At 42.7% G+C, this 905-nt stretch carries 2 protein-coding genes; one reads left to right on the top strand and one right to left on the bottom strand.

Features of this window, described 5'->3' with window-relative positions:
- The first annotated feature begins 481 nt into the window (after positions 1 to 481).
- Complete coding sequence (locus WH95_RS20115; protein ID WP_046510241.1) at positions 482 to 706, top strand: hypothetical protein; 225 nt, start codon at positions 482 to 484, stop codon at positions 704 to 706.
- 59 nt (positions 707 to 765) lie between these two features.
- On the opposite strand, the gene WH95_RS21905 is transcribed toward WH95_RS20115, so the two are convergent.
- The gene (locus WH95_RS21905; RefSeq protein WP_407060154.1) at positions 766 to 903 is read right to left on the bottom strand and encodes an XRE family transcriptional regulator; all 138 of its coding nucleotides are present in this window, start codon (positions 901 to 903) and stop codon (positions 766 to 768) included.
- Positions 904 to 905 lie beyond the last annotated feature (2 nt).

Here is a 905-nt window from a genome sequence, read left to right on the forward strand (position 1 = left end):
TTGCACAGGAAAGTAGCTGTAATGTTTCATCCGTTGTAACTTCAACAGCACCGATTTTTTTAAGTTTTTAATTAAGATCATCAAGTATTTTCATAAACAATGTCCTTTACTTAAATAACATCAAGCTCTTCGGCAAAGCGGTGCTTTTGCCTCTGAGTTTCATCGAAATATTTGAGAATTTTTGATTTATTTTTGAAAAATTTAAACATGATTGCTTCTCCTTTCACGCAAGGGAAAGAAAGGAGAAGCGGTTATGTTCAATGATTACGCCTAATTTGCGTTATCTAGGACAGCCCCTATTATATAAACGAGCTGAAGGGACAAAATAATGCAACGAGTAAAGATACAATCAAGCGACAGGTCAGCTGTAATCACAAAAGCTGTAATTCGCGCTGGTGATCAACTAGGGTGTGAACCCAATTCAATACCTTGCTGTGTATGATTTTTTGTGATTCATGACTCCCAACTTAGGGAGTTTTAGATGGCACGATTTGATTTAAGCGCCGCAGAATGGTTGATTATTGAGCCTTTATTACCGAGAAAAGGTCGTGGTCCAGCCCGTAGGGATGACCGTATTATTCTGAAGGTATCTTCTATATCTTGCGTACAGGCGCACCGCGCAGCGGCTGGGTCAAAAAAGGGGAACTGGCGGAAAGTATTGGCCGCTCACGCGGAAGCCGGACAAGTAAGGTTCACGCGGCCGTAGGTCAGAAAGGCCGTCCGATCCGTCTTGCAATTAGCGGCGGTCACGTTCATGACATAAAGTTACACAGAAACAACTTCAACGCGACCGGGCTTTCTAATATGCTGGCGTGGCTTGATAACAATATCAACATCACGTCCAAGGCGATTAAGACACTGAATCATTTTAGCTTCACTAATCCCGCGAAACTGCCCTCTCAACA

It is taken from the genome of Kiloniella litopenaei (assembly GCF_000982415.1).
In the GTDB taxonomy this organism is placed as follows: domain Bacteria; phylum Pseudomonadota; class Alphaproteobacteria; order Kiloniellales; family Kiloniellaceae; genus Kiloniella; species Kiloniella litopenaei.

Excerpts from the sequence above, each read along its gene's own strand:
- WH95_RS20115 (WP_046510241.1), top strand. The coding sequence starts at position 482 with ATGGCACGATTTGATTTAAGCGCCGCAGAATGGTTGATTATTGAGCCT.